Consider the following 14204-nt stretch of genomic DNA (forward strand, 5'->3'; position numbering starts at 1 on the left):
GATTACTGCTCTTTGGTATAAGTTGTTCTTACCTGACAACCCGTTTGCTCATCGTTCATGGTCAGCACTAGGCTGGAACTGTTCACTGAGAAAGAAAAGCGATCACAAATTGACATGCCTTCTTCTTCTTCGCACAGATCAATGGTGCTGCCATCAATCCGGACGGTGCCAGATTGTCTTCTGGTGGCATTGTTTGCCGTGATTTGAAATTCGAATTCTGATCCTTCGGTAAAGATCAAACGCATACAATCTTCGGTAGTGCATGTCAAGGTAGTTGTGCCATCATCTGCACTATCAGAACAGGAGCCGTTGACGATTGTTGCAGCAACCCATGAACCCAATAGGTCATTCTTTGCATCGTCTTCGCTACAGGAGCTCAGGTAAAGCAATGAGGAGGCAAAAACAACGAGTACCAATGATTTCAAAAAATACGATCGCATAACGTTTCAGGAGTTTAAAATGTAAATTTTGTCATTCTTGCGGACATTTCCGTAGAAACTCTAGTAATAACGCAGACATTTCATTTTTGCATATAGTTACGATACAAATTGATAATTACTTTGGCCATATACTAGACATGACTTCTTTTTCGTTATTATACCGAATAAAATCTTACCATGTTATGCGACCGATTCACACAATCACCAGGATATTGCTATGCCTGCTGATCTCCTATTCCGCTACCGCCGAGGGGATCAAATTCACCGAAGGAAGTTGGGAAGAAATTATTTCTAAAGCTCAGAAAGAGCAGAAATACATCTTCGTTGATTTCTACGCCGATTGGTGCGGCCCCTGTATCTGGATGTCAAAAGAAGTATTTACCACTGACGAAGCAGGGCAATTCTTTAATGATAAATTCATTAATGTCTCTATTGATGCAGAGAGGGAGTTCCAGGAACTAGTTGAGAAAACCTACATCGATGCGTTCCCTACTCTAGTCATTTATAATGCCGAAGGAATAGAAGTTACCCGTTCCGTAGGAGCATTAGGAACCGATGATCTGATCAATTTTGGAAGCAGCGGCCTCAACGCAGAAAGCATTGAAAAAGCCTATGCCGCCAATCCCGATGATCCGGATATACTCCTGAAATACGCGAACTATTTAAAAGCCACTGACGAAGAGCAAGCCAATCAATTGGTGAATGACTACCTGAAAGGAGTTTCCGTTACAGATTTGGCCAGTATCAACAATTGGTCCTTAATCGCTGGTTATCATTTCGATCATAGTTCTGATATTTTCCAGTACATCTGGAAAAACAAAGCGCAATTCCATAATAGCTATGGCGAAGCCTTTGAATCGTATATTTTGGGTAACGTGCTCAGTGATATGATTGGCTCTGCTGTGGGGGACCAGGATCTGGCGACACTGGACAAAAGCATAGACCTGGAATATGAAGCACGCACGGCTTTCGGTCAGGATGCACATCCCAGGGATTACTATAAGCTTGAATCATATTACATCTACTATTATAACACCAATGCACATGACCAATTCTTTGAGACATACGATCAGTTGGTGCGTAAATTCCTTTGGGAAGATGCTGAAGAATTGATGGCCCGATCCATGCGATTGGCTGAGGCGGTCTCAGAACTGGAGCTTGATTCGAAGTATTATCAGGATGTTCATGATTGGACAGATCAACTGATCAGCCTTGAAAAGCAAAGTTGGAGAGGCTATCTGGCCAAAGCTGTCGTACATCACTACGCAGGCGAAGCTCCAGATGCCCGGAAGATGGGAGAGAAGGCCCTGGCCTTAAGTGATGACGATAACCGTTCAGATATCGAGGACCTTTTGGCCTCCATGGATGAGCCTTTTGGAGGATAACTAAAATAGTCGCGTCATCTCGGAATTTTTGGGCCTAAGATTTTTTTGGTTCAAAAATGTCCGTGATCTCATTCGGCGCGACTGATGACTTACTCAGATAAAACATTCAAAATAAATCGACTCGATTGCGAGTCTGATTGTCAAGCAGGTGTGAGCAGCCCAGCAATGGGTTGCTTTTTTTGTCTTAAAGAGATAGAAGTTTTCAGCTAGAAAAAAATCTCAGTTGCAATGTTCGGACAAATAAGACTGGAGTTTGTCTCTCCACAATTCCGAAAGAGTAGCTCTTCTCTTAACCTTTCGATGATGCCACTCGGTCGGAGATGGGCACGTAAAACCTGTCCGGCCGTAAATCCTTGAGCAGCGCAGGTTCTTCTTCCTGACAAGAAACGTGTAACAGGAGTAGGGAAACTGTAAGGACAAATAGCCTAACAGGTTGGGATGAGGTTGATTTAATTCTCACGGTTGTTGTTTTTCTTTCAAATACAACAAATTAAGTGCCATAAATGTGATCTCCCTTTTATTGAAAATTACGAGTTGAAAGCAACCAGTTGATTTAAATTGTACCTATTTAATCATCCATATGATCCAAAACTATCTAAGCACCTTTTTTCGAGTATTCAAGAAGAACTGGCTGTCCTCTTTGATCAATATCACTGGATTGTCCGTTGGGATGGTATCCGCCTTGCTGATCGCCAAGTACATCGGTTATTCACTTGTTTTCAATAGCAGCTATGAAAATCGTAATCGGATTTTTCATGTAAGTCAAATAGAAACTAATGATGGTAACGTCACTTATGATGGTAGTGCAACTTATCGTGGAGTTGCTATCCTGGCCCAGCGTGAGATCCCGGAAGTAGAAGCATTCACCAAATTCAACTGGGGAGTAGAGTACTTGATTTCGGTGGAAAATGAGACAGGAGAATTAAAGCAGTTCAATCAGACCGGGATATTTTCCGCTGATACGGCTTTTACCGACATATTCAATTTGCAGCCGCTTGCTGGTAATCTGGAGAAGGCATTGGATGAGCCTGCTTCAGTGATCATTAATCGTTCCATCGCAGAAAAGTACTTCGGATCGATCGATGTGATAGGACGCACCATTAAGGGTAGAGTCTCATGGGGAGCAGAAACCAACTGGACGGTGGCTTGTGTGGTGGAGGACCTGCCTCGAAGTGCATCCAGACGATTCAATATACTGGTCAGTGGTCACGAAGACCTGACCAATCTCTGGGAAAATGCAGAGTATAATCAGTTTGTGCTGCTTAGAGAAGGAAAAGATGCTGAATTGGTGGCAGAGAAAATTACCAGAGCGGTCAATGCCTTACCGATGTTTCAGGACGAGAATCGAAGCATTGTCATCACACTCGATCCGATTAAACCGGAACTATCCAAGTTTGAGCTTTTCCTGATCTCAACAGGAATCCTGATCATGGTTTTGTCTTGGATCAGCTTTACGAACCTCTCCATCGTGCAATTCATGCAGCGACAAAGAGAAATGTTCATTCGGCGGTCCATTGGTGCCGACAACTCAGGATTGGTCAAACAATTTTTAGTAGAAACAGGAGGGGTTGTGATGATCGCATTGGCCATATCCTTGGTTTTGCTCTATTTCGTAAAGGATTACTTTCAGGGATTGACCGATGGACATCTATTGCCATTGTTAGGTGATGAATATTTTCTGAATACGCTGTTCATTGTTGTCTTTATCATCGGAGCTTTGCTGCCTTCTGGTTACGTGATGAGTACGTTCTTGATCCGGCACAAAACCACACTTCAGGAATCGAAGCAAGCCAGATTCAATGCAGGCGCTCGTCGGAGAAAAGTCCTGGCTGGATTGCAATTCGGGATCGCCATCATGATGATCACCTTTACCTATGTGATTGATCTGCAGATGGATTTCCTTTCAGGAATGAGCAAAGGAGTCAATTTGGAAAACAAACTGATCATCAAACCGCCGAAAGATGTGTGGCAAGGAAAGGGGCGTAGAGCACGAGCTTTGAGCAATGAGCTGTCCCAGTTGTCCTGGGTTAATCATGTTTCTTCATCCACTACAATTCCTGGGCAGGCCTATCGACAGGAAGTGAATTACCATATTCAGGGAACGGAAAATGAAGTATTGATGTACGTGAATAATATCAATCCCCAATTCCTGCCAGCTTATGAGATTGAGGTCCTGGCCGGGGAGAATTTTCCATCGCAGGGTGGTCCATCCAACCGCAGCAAAGTACTTATCAATTTAGTATCCATGAAGGCGCTAGGCTTGGAACTGTCCAATGCGATCGGACAAAAGATTGTGGATGAAGAGCAGGAAACGTATACCATCATCGGTGTGGTACTGGACTATCACAAAACCTCTCCTAAGGAAAAGATCGGTCCCATGATATTTAGGTTCAATGCGGTCCGCGGATATTTTACAGTCAATTTTAATGAAGAGAATCCTCCAACAGAACAATCGTATGCAGAGCTGGAATCCATCTGGCGAGACATCTACGCCGAAATGCCCTTTGAGTATTTCTTGTTGTCTTCCTATTATGATTATCAATTTGGCCAGGAAGACCAACTGCTGGGTGTCATGCGCGTTTTCACCTTCGTGGCGATCTTTTTGGCTTGCTTTAGCCTGATCGGGCTTTCCATTTTTGAAATGGCCAACAGCAAACTCGAAGTAGGCGTAAGGAAAACATTCGGTGCCTCCTCACTGATCATTGGCTCACACCTCCTGAAAAGATACCTGACCCTCTTTGTGGTGGCCATTCTGGTTGTTTTGCCAGTTATCTACTACCTCACTGGCCAGTGGCTCAATGACTTCAGCTACCGCATTCAGGTAACACCTCTGCACATTCTGGTCCCTGCGGCAGGTTTATTGTTTATTTCCTTCAGCAGCATTGCTATCCAAATCTTCAAACTCAGTAGGGTCAATCCCGTGAAGGTTTTGCGGGAGGGGTAAATAAGATCGTAACAAAAGCCCAAAAAGGTCCGTCATTCCTGACGTAGTTCAGGAATCTCAATAATGGATGTGCTAAATGATTTTGAGATTCCCGATCAAGCCGGGAATGACGTATAAAGCCTTTTTGTGCTTAGTTGTAAGGCGCCTTCGGATCAATTATATTTTATTTTCTAATCAAAAGGATTCCAATACGGGTTATGCATCACAATCGTAACATCAAACTAAATATATTCGTATTTCAATTATATAATTAATTTAATTATACTATCTTTGATTAAGTTCATTGAAGAAAGATGGCGGATATACGAATTACATTACAAGAATTGAAGATCCTTTCTGTACTGGTGGCAGGTCGTGAAATGTATGGTTATGAGATCAAGAAAGAACTGGAGGACAACATTTTGCTTGGAGGACTGTACAATGTCCTGAAGCAACTTGAAAGAAAAGAATTGGTCAAATCCCGCTGGGGAACCGAAGAAGTTACCGAAGGCGCCCGCCGACGTTATTATGAGATTACCGGAGAGGGTAGCAGAGTACTGCGAGAAGCTCAGGAGTTTTTTATGGTCAAATGGGGAGTTCAAACTGTGTCTTATGAGGAATAGAACTAATAAGTCAGGTAGAGTAGCTAAGTTGGAAGGGGAAATTGCAATGCTTCGAAACAATGCTTCACGTGAATACTATGCTTATGATTGGCAACAACTGGTTAATAAAAGTAAGAAGTTGAATAAGGAATTGGAAAAGCTTCTTGATGAAGAGAGAATGGAGAAATTTCTTGAAAAAGGGCATGAGTCAATTCTGGCAAACTGGTCCGATCGAGGGATGGAATTATCAAATCGTATCAAGACCAAGAAAAAAGCGTACATTCGTTCATTGGCTTATATTCTTCCAAAAACAGTTCGCCTAGAATACCTCGCTGACATTCACGACATTAAACAAGACATGAAGGAGCAAGGCCTCAAGAATTGGTGGATTAATATGATTCTTTTCTTGAATTTCACTTCCGTTGTTTATCACGCTTACAAATTCAAGCTATCAGGATATTTCTACCGCATGCCTACGGCTGAGGAAGAGAAGGAAAAGGCAAGAAATAATTAATCTTTTGCAGCTGCTCAAATTTGATAGAAGCACTCTATCGTTGCTGGTTTATTGATTTTGGTTGCGGAACTTTTAGAAACTATAAGCCAAAATCCAAAAGCACATCTAAGCTTATTTGCAGTATCTGCCTTTTCGTTGAGTTTCAATTATTTAGGAGTGCTAAACCAAAAAACAACAACAAGAACCGAATTAATCGAAGTTTTCTGTATATTTCCAAAACAGGGGACGATTTGAAGAATGTTAGCCTAAAAATGTTCCTGAAGCTCGCTTATCGCCGATTTGTAGAAATTTAATCGACTTTTGAAATAGTAGCGAGGGGGGGACTTGAACCCCCGACCTCCGGGTTATGAATCCGACGCTCTAACCAGCTGAGCTACCTCGCCAGATGTGGCTCTTTTTAAAAGAGGTGCAAAACTAATGAGATTTTGCAAGGAGGAGTTGGCGATAGTGTTTTTTTTTATACCTTGATCAAAATTTTTTAGTGTATGGCTAAGAATAAGTTTATAGGAGAATATGATTTTCGTGCATCCAAGAAGATGCTATACCCCTATATATCAACAGCATCCGGCCTCTCGCAGTGGTTTGCTGACGATGTAAACGTCAATAATGAAGACAAAGTCTACACAATCATCTGGGACGGTGAGGAAAATAAGGCCAAGATGGTCTCTAGTCGCGCCAACCACCACGTGAAGTTTGAATTCCTGGATACGGAAACTGATGAAGATGATGTCAACTATGTGGAAATGAAGTTCGATGTGAGTGAAATGACACAGGAGCTTTTTCTACGCGTGACCGACTTTTCAGACATGGATGATGAGGAAGCCAGCGAACTTTGGGACAGCCTCATACATGATCTCAAAGAAATTGTAGGCGGGTAACGTCCAACAAAATAACTTTGCGTTCGTTGTACCAACGAATGAAATTTAACAGCTACGTGACGTATGGGCATTAAGAAGATCGATAAGCTGATTATTAAGTCTTTTATCAATCCGTTTTTGCTAACGACGATTGTCGCGACCTTCATCCTTCTGATCCAGTACATGTTGAAGTATTTCGATGATTTTGTTGGGAAGGATCTTGGGTTTTCTGTATTTGGAGAACTGATCTTCTATTTCAGTCTCAATATGCTGTCCGTTTCCCTACCTCTGGGTGTGTTAGTCTCATCATTGATGACCTTCGGGAATCTAGGGGAGCATTTCGAATTGACGGCCATCAAAGGTTCAGGTATTTCGTTGCTACGTGCTTTAAGACCGATTTTCTTTTTCGTGGTGGTATTGGCGGTAGGAGCCTTCTATTTCAATAATTATGTGGTCCCCGCGGCAAACCTCAAAGCGTACAGCCTGCTTTATGATATTAAACATACCAAGCCCGCATTAGACATCAAACCTGGGGTTTTTTATAATGGAATTCCGGACTACAGCATCAAGGTGAAGGAGAAGCTTCCTGATAATCAGACTTTGAAAGAAGTGTTGATCTACGATCATACCCAGAAGCTGGGTAACAAGTCGTTGATCATTGCGGATTCCTCCAGAATGTATACGTTCTTTAATGATCGCTACCTGAAATTGGAACTGTTCAATGGACATGCAGTTGCTGAAGAGAAGAAGAATGCTGACCCCATTGACTATTTCTACCGAACCTCTTTTGATCAGATGGAGATCGTGTTTGATCTATCGTCATTTGGATTGAAAGACACGGATGAAAAGCTGTTTCGTAATAATCGCCAGATGAAAAATGTGGCAGAACTAACTGAAGACATTGATTCCCTTGGAAGAATGTACGATAAGGGATTAATGCGATTCCGCAATTCTATGAGGAACAGCCTCCGGTACAGTGTGGCAGATTTGTTTGAGGAAGTAGATCTTTCCATTTATGATCGCACACTAATAATACCGGAAGAGGCTCCAATGGACAGTATCCCGGCTGATAGCATACAAGCGGATACCTCAAGGATGATGCAAGCATCTATACTTTCCCTGGCTTTCATTGATTGGTTTTGGAAGCAGGATACCCTGAAAAAATTTGATCGGAAGGAATTGCAGGAAGAGCTAAGAGCGGATGATGTCGAATTTGATGAAGCCACCTTGAGAAATGAATTTGATCTTTCGCAGGAGAATGTTGATTCGATTCGAAACGCGGCATTGCAAAGTTTGCCGCCGCATCAACGGAAGAATCGTACACGAACTAAAGTCAAGCCTAAAGTCAAGTCCATTGCGATGATTCCTATTCCTGAATTGACGAATGAGATATTGGATAGAGAATTTAAGCAGACCTATAAGAAACAAGGAGTGATCGATTATGCCTTGAGTCAGGCCCGCTCGATCAAATCACAATTGGGGAGTGTTAATTCCAACCTAAATGGATTGTGGTTGAACCACAACAAGTTTTCGGTAGAGAAATACAAGAAGTATAGCATGGCATTCGCCTGTGTGGTGATGTTCCTGATTGGTGCACCTCTGGGAGCCATCATCAAAAAGGGAGGGTTAGGAGTACCAGTGATCGTATCTATCTTCTTTTTCATTATTTACTATGTGCTGACCATTACTACCGAGAAGTGGGCGAAGGCTGGAGTTACGGATCCATTCTTCTCAGTTTGGATTGCTGATTTTACACTCCTTCCGATCGGTTTATTTTTCCTGAGACAGGCAAGAATTGATGCCAGATTGTTCGAAACTGACTTCTACAATGTGGTGATTGATAAATTCAAGACAAAATTCCAGAAAAAGAGAGCGCAATAAACCTTTGGTTTTGATAAAGGATAATTCTAAATTTGCGCTTTGATTTAGAAGAATAGAAGAACGAGAATCTAAATAATGTATTTAACGAAAGAAAAAAAGGAAGAACTTTTCACTCAATTTGGAAAGGCACAGCAAGATACAGGATCTCCTGAATCTCAAATTGCTTTGTTCACCTTCCGTATCAATCACCTTACTCAGCACCTGAAGTCGAACAAGAAAGATTACGGTTCCAGACTAGGGCTTCTGAAATTAGTAGGAAAGCGAAGAAGATTACTAGATTATCTGTACAAGAACGATATCGAAAGGTACAGAAGCATTATTGCTAAGCTGAATATCAGAAAATAAGAATTTAAGAAAGGGAATCCTGATGATTCCCTTTTTTGTTTTTTCCCTTCTTGGCGGGTTTCCAGCCCTGCTACACGACCTATTTCATTACAAGAAAATTCATTTTACATGCTTCCTAATTTTAAGCAAAAGACATTCAATCTGCCCGATGGTCGGGAGATTACGATAGAAACCGGCAAGTTGGCCAAGCAAGCCGATGGTTCAGTAATGGTCAGAATGGGCGACGCCATGTTGCTAGCGACCGTAGTTTCTAAAAAAGACGCAGGAGAAGACGTTGATTTCCTTCCCCTGTCTGTTGATTATCAAGAAAAATTTGCCTCTGCCGGTAAAATCCCCGGTGGATTTCTGAAAAGAGAAGGTAAACTCTCTGATCATGAAGTATTGATCTGCCGTTTGGTTGATCGAGCACTTCGACCTTTGTTCCCTAGCGATTACCACGCGGATACTCAGGTAATGATCTCATTGATTTCCAATGATGAGAAAGTAGCTCCTGATGGGCTAGCCGCTTTTGCTGCTTCTGCTGCACTGGCTGTCTCTGACATTCCTTTCAACGGACCTATTTCTGAGGTTCGTGTGATCAAAATAGGGGATGAGTACAAAATCAACCCTTCCGTGGAAGAAGCAGCCGAAGCAGTTCTTGATCTGATCGTTGCTGCCGACATGACCAACATCATGATGGTGGAAGGTGAGATGAAAGAAGTACAGGAATCTGACATGATCGAAGCACTGAAAACTGCTCATGATGCGATCAAAGTACAATGCCAGGCCCAAATCGAGTTAGCGGAAGCTGTAGGTAGCCAGGAGAAGCGTGAGTACAATCACGAAAGCAGCGATGAAGAGCTGTTGGCAAAAATCAAAGAAGCCTGTTACGACAAAGTATATGACATTGCGAAGCAAGGTCTTGCTGATAAAAAGAAAAGAGGCGAGCTCTTCAAAGGAGTTAAAGAAGAGTTTGTTGCCACTTTGGGCGAAGAGCACGAGTACAGCGATTTCCTGATTGGGAAATATTTCCATGATGTAGAGAAAGATGCGATAAGAAACTGCGTGTTGGATACCAAAGTACGTTTGGACGGACGTCAAACGACTGAGATCCGACCAATCTGGTGTGAAACCAACTACTTACCTTCTGCACACGGTTCTTCTGTGTTCACCAGAGGTGAGACCCAATCGTTGACTACCGTAACACTAGGTTCTAAGCTCGATGAGCAGATGATCGATGGTGCTACCAAGTCAGGGTACAATAAATTTATCTTGCATTACAACTTCCCTGGATTCTCTACTGGAGAGGTTCGTCCTAATCGTGGACCAGGTAGAAGGGAAGTAGGGCACGGTAACCTTGCGATGAGAGCATTGAAACCAATGCTTCCTTCTGAAGATGACAATCCTTACACCATTCGTGTAGTATCCGATATTTTAGAATCCAATGGTTCTTCTTCTATGGCAACTGTTTGTGCTGGAACCATGGCCTTGATGGATGCTGGTATTCACATCAAGCGACCTGTTTCAGGTATTGCGATGGGAATGATCTCTGATCCTGAGACAGGTAAATATGCCATTCTTTCGGATATTCTTGGTGATGAAGATCACCTTGGTGATATGGACTTCAAAGTAACTGGTACAACAGAAGGGATCACTGCTTGCCAGATGGACATCAAAGTAGATGGCCTGCCTTACGAAGTATTGACAGAAGCTTTGATGCAAGCTAAAGAAGGACGATTGCATATCCTTGAGAAGATCTCAGAGACCATTACTGAGCCTAGAGCGGAATTGAAGCCAAATGCGCCAAGACTTGTTTCTATCAAGATCGAAAGAGACATGATCGGTGCGGTGATCGGGCCTGGTGGAAAAGTGGTTCAGGAGATCCAAAGAGAAACTGGAGCGACTGTAGTGATCGAAGAAACCAAGGAAGGTGGCTTGGTGAACATCTTTGCTTCAGGCAAAGAGCCATTAGACGCGGCTTACCAGTGGGTTAAAAATATCGTTGCTGTTCCTGAAGTAGGAGAGGTCTATGAAGGGAAGGTAAAATCGATCATGCCATTTGGTGCATTTATCGAATTCTTGCCAGGAAAAGAAGGTTTGCTGCACATTTCTGAGATCAAATGGGAGCGTATCGACAAGATGGATGGTGTGCTTGAAGTAGGTGAAGAACTGAAAATCAAGCTGCTGGATGTCGATAAGAAAACCGGAAAATTCAGACTGTCTAGAAAAGTTTTATTGCCTAAACCCGAAAGAAAACCAAAAGCTGACTAAATTTATTGGCGGTAGGTCACCTAAATAAAAATTTTATTTGGGTGACTCATAATTTAAACACACTTACTACACACACCGCCAAACTATGAGACAGCTCAAAATTAGTAAGCAGATTACTAATAGGGAGAGTGCCTCCCTTGATCGTTATTTGCAAGAAATCGGTAGAGTCGAATTGATCACTGCCGAGGACGAAGTTGAGTTAGCCCGCCGTATTCGGGAGGGCGATTCCCTAGCACTTGAAAAATTGACCAAAGCAAACCTCAGGTTTGTGGTATCTGTTGCAAAGCAGTACCAGAACCAGGGATTGACTTTAGGTGATTTGATTAATGAAGGTAACCTGGGTTTGATCAAAGCTGCACAACGCTTCGATGAAACCCGAGGTTTCAAATTCATTTCTTACGCCGTATGGTGGATCCGACAATCCATTTTACAGGCGCTTGCCGAACAATCACGCATCGTTCGCCTTCCGCTCAATCGGGTGGGATCGCTGAACAAAATGTCCAAGGCTTTCACGGAACTAGAGCAGCGTTACGAACGCGAACCTTCTCCAGCGGAAATCGCGGAAATGATGAATGTATCCGAGGATGAAGTGTTGGACACCATTAAAATCTCAGGAAGGCATGTTTCCATGAATGCACCTATGGGAGATGAAGATGGCCAGACCTTACTAGATACCATGCGTTGCGAAGAGGACCATATTCCTGATGATGCCCTCATTTCTGATTCCCTGGTTCGAGAAGTTGATCGCGCAGTTTCAACGTTGACACCTCGTGAGACAGACGTCATTCAGCTTTATTTTGGATTGACGGGCGCAGAACCTTTAACGCTGGAAGAAATCGGAGAAAAGTTCGATTTGACCCGCGAAAGGGTACGTCAGATCAAGGAAAAGGCGATACGAAGATTGCGCCAGACCTCAAGAAGCAAGTCGTTGAAAACTTACTTAGGGTAAACACCCGGACAAATCTTGAATTTCCAGTATTTTCGTGGACCCAAAATGTGATTATCCACGTTAGGAAGGAAAATTGAAGGTTATGAGTGAGAAAGTTCAAGTATTAATCATCGGGTCCGGTCCAGCCGGTTTTACGGCAGCTATCTATGCAGCGCGGGCTGGGTTGAAACCTGTACTTTATCAGGGAGGTCAGCCTGGTGGGCAATTGACCATCACTACAGATGTAGAAAACTATCCGGGATACCCGGAAGGAGTGATGGGACCTCAAATGATGGTAGATTTCCAAAAGCAGGCAGAAAGGTTCGGAACAGACATTCGATATGGGATGGTCACTTCTGTTGATTTCTCTTCCTGGCCACTGAAGGCCACTGTCGACGAGAAGAACGAGATCGAAGCAGAATCTGTGATTATTTCTACCGGTGCTTCTGCCAAGTGGCTGGGAATCGATAAAGAGGAAAAATTGAATGGTCGTGGTGTATCTGCATGTGCGGTATGCGATGGCTTTTTCTATAAAGGACAAGATGTAGTGATTGTTGGTGCTGGTGATACAGCAGCTGAGGAAGCAACCTACTTATCTAAGTTGGCTAACAAAGTTTATATGTTGGTCAGAAGAGATGAGATGCGAGCATCAAAGATCATGCAACAGCGTGTGAAAAGCGCACCGAACATCGAAATTCTTTGGAATACTGAGACTGATGAGTTGATGGGAGATGAAGAATTGACTGGTGTTCGAGTGGTTAACAACCAAACGGGAGAGAAGAGAGATCTGGATGCCACCGGATTCTTTGTAGCGATCGGTCATCAGCCAAATACGGATATCTTTAAGGATTGGTTAAAGATGGATGAAAGTGGTTACATCATTACAGAGCCAGATTCTTCAAAGACCAATGTTCCTGGGGTTTTCGCGACTGGAGATGCACAAGATAAGATCTACCGACAAGCAGTAACTGCTGCGGGCAGTGGCTGTATGGGTGCGTTGGATGCCGAGAAATTCCTCGCTGAAAAAGAACTCGAACTTCAGGAAACTGAACTTGCGTAAACTATTCATCTCTTTTTAGAGTTATCATAAAACAAGCTGTGGAAATGTCTTATTGACGTTTTCACAGCTTTTTTATTGCCAAATTTTGATCATGCAAAAACTAGATTTGTTAGCGATTGCCGCTCACCCTGATGATGTGGAATTAGCCTGTGCCGGAACGTTGATCTCACATATCAAGCGTGGATACAAGGCCGGAATTGTGGATCTTACCCGTGGAGAAATGGGAACCAGAGGAACGCCCGAACAACGCCTGCAAGAAGCGGATGATGCCGCAAAAGCCATGGGCCTTACGGCACGAGAAAATCTGGGGTTGAGGGATTCTCATTTCATAAATGACAATGAAACGCAACTAGAAGTGATCAAAGTCATTAGAAAGTATCAACCAGAAATCGTGATCACGAATGCCCCTTATGACCGACATCCTGACCATGGACGTGGTTCTCGATTAGTAGAGGATTCATTCTTTAAATCCGGCCTAAGGATGATTGAAACGGTGTTAGACGGTGAGCAGCAAGAGCCCTGGAGGCCCAAGAAGCTTTATCATATGATCCAGAGCGTGTCCCTGGAACCAGACTTTATTGTTGACATATCCGATAGCCACAATCAAAAGCTGGAAGCCATTCGTGCTTACAAGTCACAGTTTTTTGATCCGAATAGTAAGGAACCGGAGACTTACATCTCCAATCCCCAGTTCATGAAAATGATCGAAGCACGCGCTATAGAGTACGGTCACCGAATTCAGGTGCAGTACGGCGAAGGCTTCAAACAAAATCAGTTCATCGGAGTAAAGAACCTCTTTGATTTGGCTTAGGGAGGCATTTTAAATGGCCGATAAGCTATCATCCTTTCAAAAAATTTAAATATCAACTTGATCGTTATTCCGGTTTCTGTAACGTAGTGAAGGAATACCGGAATCTCAATCAAAAGAGTATCTTCTAAATTAAATTGAGATTACGGCAGATCAATGGTCTTCTATTGCCGATGGCAATTGTTCAGTGATCGCCGGAATGACGGGAATT

At 43.0% G+C, this 14204-nt stretch carries 12 protein-coding genes and 1 tRNA gene; 11 read left to right on the forward strand and 2 right to left on the reverse strand.

Going from position 1 to position 14204, the window contains the following annotated elements; translation table 11 throughout:
* Nucleotides 1-2: 2 nt before the first annotated feature.
* Complete coding sequence (locus R8G66_05485) at nucleotides 3-440, reverse strand: hypothetical protein (protein ID MDW3191792.1); 438 nt, start codon at nucleotides 438-440, stop codon at nucleotides 3-5.
* Between the two features lie 182 nt (nucleotides 441-622).
* On the opposite strand from R8G66_05485, the gene R8G66_05490 reads away from it, so the two are divergent.
* The 4 genes from R8G66_05490 (at nucleotide 623) to R8G66_05505 (ending at nucleotide 5864) form a co-directional block, all read left to right on the forward strand.
* Entirely contained in the window at nucleotides 623-1825 is a 1203-nt protein-coding gene (locus R8G66_05490; GenBank protein ID MDW3191793.1) for a thioredoxin family protein, read from the forward strand.
* A 580-nt stretch (nucleotides 1826-2405) separates the two neighbouring features.
* On the forward strand, nucleotides 2406-4769 hold the full coding sequence (locus R8G66_05495) for an ABC transporter permease (GenBank protein ID MDW3191794.1): 2364 nt from the start codon (nucleotides 2406-2408) through the stop codon (nucleotides 4767-4769).
* Between the two features lie 293 nt (nucleotides 4770-5062).
* Nucleotides 5063-5371, forward strand: a complete 309-nt coding sequence (locus tag R8G66_05500; GenBank protein ID MDW3191795.1) for a helix-turn-helix transcriptional regulator — start codon at nucleotides 5063-5065, stop codon at nucleotides 5369-5371.
* Nucleotides 5361-5864, forward strand: coding sequence for a hypothetical protein (locus R8G66_05505; GenBank protein MDW3191796.1), 504 nt, complete (start codon nucleotides 5361-5363; stop codon nucleotides 5862-5864). The genes R8G66_05500 and R8G66_05505 overlap by 11 nt, the downstream gene beginning before the upstream one ends.
* A gap of 309 nt (nucleotides 5865-6173) precedes the next feature.
* On the opposite strand, the gene R8G66_05510 is transcribed toward R8G66_05505, so the two are convergent.
* Nucleotides 6174-6247 (reverse strand) — tRNA-Met (locus R8G66_05510).
* A 102-nt stretch (nucleotides 6248-6349) separates the two neighbouring features.
* Here R8G66_05510 and R8G66_05515 point away from each other — a divergent pair.
* From R8G66_05515 to bshB1, 7 genes are all read left to right on the forward strand, one after another.
* Entirely contained in the window at nucleotides 6350-6742 is a 393-nt protein-coding gene (locus R8G66_05515; GenBank protein ID MDW3191797.1) for an START-like domain-containing protein, read from the forward strand.
* A 63-nt stretch (nucleotides 6743-6805) separates the two neighbouring features.
* Complete coding sequence (locus R8G66_05520; protein ID MDW3191798.1) at nucleotides 6806-8602, forward strand: LptF/LptG family permease; 1797 nt, start codon at nucleotides 6806-6808, stop codon at nucleotides 8600-8602.
* 75 nt (nucleotides 8603-8677) lie between these two features.
* On the forward strand, nucleotides 8678-8947 hold the full coding sequence (rpsO, locus tag R8G66_05525; protein MDW3191799.1) for a 30S ribosomal protein S15: 270 nt from the start codon (nucleotides 8678-8680) through the stop codon (nucleotides 8945-8947).
* A gap of 108 nt (nucleotides 8948-9055) precedes the next feature.
* On the forward strand, nucleotides 9056-11197 hold the full coding sequence (locus R8G66_05530; protein ID MDW3191800.1) for a polyribonucleotide nucleotidyltransferase: 2142 nt from the start codon (nucleotides 9056-9058) through the stop codon (nucleotides 11195-11197).
* 85 nt (nucleotides 11198-11282) lie between these two features.
* Complete coding sequence (locus R8G66_05535) at nucleotides 11283-12146, forward strand: sigma-70 family RNA polymerase sigma factor (GenBank protein ID MDW3191801.1); 864 nt, start codon at nucleotides 11283-11285, stop codon at nucleotides 12144-12146.
* An 82-nt stretch (nucleotides 12147-12228) separates the two neighbouring features.
* Nucleotides 12229-13185, forward strand: coding sequence for a thioredoxin-disulfide reductase (gene trxB, locus R8G66_05540; GenBank protein MDW3191802.1), 957 nt, complete (start codon nucleotides 12229-12231; stop codon nucleotides 13183-13185).
* A gap of 91 nt (nucleotides 13186-13276) precedes the next feature.
* Nucleotides 13277-13996: a bacillithiol biosynthesis deacetylase BshB1 gene (gene bshB1, locus R8G66_05545; protein ID MDW3191803.1), complete on the forward strand. Its 720-nt coding sequence runs from the start codon at nucleotides 13277-13279 to the stop codon at nucleotides 13994-13996.
* The last annotated feature ends 208 nt before the right edge of the window (nucleotides 13997-14204 follow it).

This window comes from Cytophagales bacterium, assembly GCA_033344775.1.
Taxonomy (GTDB): Bacteria; Bacteroidota; Bacteroidia; order Cytophagales; family Cyclobacteriaceae; genus JAWPMT01.

Coding starts and splice junctions, on each gene's coding strand:
- R8G66_05485 (MDW3191792.1), bottom strand. CDS start 440: ATGCGATCGTATTTTTTGAAATCATTGGTACTCGTTGTTTTTGCCTCC.
- R8G66_05490 (MDW3191793.1), top strand. CDS start 623: ATGCGACCGATTCACACAATCACCAGGATATTGCTATGCCTGCTGATC.
- R8G66_05495 (MDW3191794.1), top strand. CDS start 2,406: ATGATCCAAAACTATCTAAGCACCTTTTTTCGAGTATTCAAGAAGAAC.
- R8G66_05500 (MDW3191795.1), top strand. CDS start 5,063: ATGGCGGATATACGAATTACATTACAAGAATTGAAGATCCTTTCTGTA.
- R8G66_05505 (MDW3191796.1), top strand. CDS start 5,361: ATGAGGAATAGAACTAATAAGTCAGGTAGAGTAGCTAAGTTGGAAGGG.
- R8G66_05515 (MDW3191797.1), top strand. CDS start 6,350: ATGGCTAAGAATAAGTTTATAGGAGAATATGATTTTCGTGCATCCAAG.
- R8G66_05520 (MDW3191798.1), top strand. CDS start 6,806: ATGGGCATTAAGAAGATCGATAAGCTGATTATTAAGTCTTTTATCAAT.
- rpsO (MDW3191799.1), top strand. CDS start 8,678: ATGTATTTAACGAAAGAAAAAAAGGAAGAACTTTTCACTCAATTTGGA.
- R8G66_05530 (MDW3191800.1), top strand. CDS start 9,056: ATGCTTCCTAATTTTAAGCAAAAGACATTCAATCTGCCCGATGGTCGG.
- R8G66_05535 (MDW3191801.1), top strand. CDS start 11,283: ATGAGACAGCTCAAAATTAGTAAGCAGATTACTAATAGGGAGAGTGCC.
- trxB (MDW3191802.1), top strand. CDS start 12,229: ATGAGTGAGAAAGTTCAAGTATTAATCATCGGGTCCGGTCCAGCCGGT.
- bshB1 (MDW3191803.1), top strand. CDS start 13,277: ATGCAAAAACTAGATTTGTTAGCGATTGCCGCTCACCCTGATGATGTG.